General features: G+C 51.2%; 1 protein-coding gene and 1 pseudogene. Both read right to left on the reverse strand.

Annotation, left to right across the window (positions count from 1 at the left end; translation table 11 throughout):
- Positions 1 to 72: 72 nt before the first annotated feature.
- Positions 73 to 636: pseudogene (locus tag L3X40_RS21710) on the reverse strand (IS1595 family transposase); the annotation flags it as partial.
- Between the two features lie 103 nt (positions 637 to 739).
- Positions 740 to 1,756, reverse strand: a complete 1,017-nt coding sequence (locus L3X40_RS21715; protein WP_237367409.1) for a glycosyltransferase — start codon at positions 1,754 to 1,756, stop codon at positions 740 to 742.
- Between the last annotated feature and the right edge of the window lie 140 nt (positions 1,757 to 1,896).

Below are 1,896 nucleotides of genomic sequence, written 5' to 3' on the forward strand. Positions count from 1 at the left end.
CTGAGGCTTTTTGTTCAATCCAACTGGTACAGTTTTACACCGGAATCTTGCACAATTTTACCCCGACGTTGACACATCGGGGATCACAACAGCCTTCATGTCGCCGTCACGCGAAGCAAGGCCCATCACGATGGTTTTACCCGGAGCGCCACGGCCACGCTTGCCACCCGAACGGCGGCCGCCCACATAAGCCTCGTCCAGTTCGACATGGCCGGACAGCAGCGCGCCAAAGTTCTGCGCCTTGGCGGTCAGGTCGCGGATTTGCTGCCCGATGCGATAGGCCGTTTTATAGGTCACGCCAAGCTGACGTTGCAGTTCCTTGCCCGAAACGCCGTGGCGGGTCGTGCAGAACAGATACATGGCATAGAACCATGAAACGAGCGGCGTCCGCGTATCGTGCAGGATGGTGCCAGCGGTCGGGTTCACATGATGACCGCAGCAAGCCGCCACATAGGTCCGGCGCTTTGCCAGCTTGTGATGCGTAGCGCCTACCGTGCCGCATGACATGCAATCGAATCGGGTGCCGCCAAAGCGCACGTTCATGATGTGCTCAAGGCAGGCGTCATCATCGGGGAAGCGCTGGAAGAACTCGCGAACCGAGAACTCAGGGGATGCGGAAGGGCTTTTCTTTGTCATGCCATCTTAATGGCACAATCTCATACATGCGTCAAGGGGATAAACGGGTTAATAATAAATATTGAACAGTAATATTTCATGTGAAATATCTACCAAATATATTTTACACCACTATATTTTTATTAATTAACTCCCGCAACCTAGCTGCACTCGCCGTAATACTAAACTCACCTGCAATTTTGTTGCGCGCCTGCGCCGCCAAGTTCCTGCGCAATTGCTCATCTCCTGCCAAACGAATGATTGCATCCGCCAAAGCACCTTCATCTCTCTCCGGCACAAGCAAACCGTTTTTCCCATCGATTAATTCAACAATACCTCCATTAGAAGTAGCAATTGGAGGCAATCCTGCTGCCATTGCTTCCATCAGAAACACGGGTATTCCCTCTCGATCACCAGGCGCTGCCGTTATGCTGGTCAGCAAAGCTATATCATAATAACCACTACGAATATGAACCAATAACTCCTCATGCGAGACGACGCCGCAAAAATTAACAAGATTCTCGATCCCAAGGTCGACCGCAAGCGTGCGTAATCTGCCTTTTTGTGGTCCATCACCGAAAACATCTAACGTCAATTCAGTGCCCTTCGTTCGCGCATGCACGATAGCTTTGAACAATACTGAATGCCCCTTCAAAGCTATCAGACGAGCACCAATCAATCCACGAGGAGAGGTTAACGGCCCTGGTCGAATCGGTACAGGGTGCATAACTTCTTCGACACCCATATGTATAACTTCTGGACGTTTAGGTTCACCCGCCGGCAACTGCATAATTAGTTCGGATGCGCCGCGGCCATCTATCGCCCGTACAAATATTGACGAGGCAAATTTCCAAGGCACCAGATTGCCTTGAGCAATATCGTATCGATGCGCCGTGATACTCAACGACACGTCGGCCATTCTTGCTGCAATAGTAGCCATGGTTGCAGGTACTGCAATCCAATGGGCATGCACATGCTGCACATTTAAGCGCGCGATTTCTCGTGAGAGCCACAACCCCTTTGGGTAGACAGAAAGGTTGCGCAGAATGAGTTTCGGCTTCGACCAGTCAAATAAAGCGCCCAATATTTCTAATGCGCGTTTTGGTTTCTCCAAAAAAGCCAGTAATCCGCCTGTCAGCACCCTAACACTCATCAATCTTTGTCGAAGAGTGTGGGATAGCAACCGCTCACCTCGCAGGTGAACTAGCCCGTCTTATTCACCGGGGGGATGGGATGGGGTTGGCGGACGTAGCGTAAGTTACTGATCTGGAATAGAGAACG

The organism is Rhizorhapis sp. SPR117 (assembly GCF_021742065.1).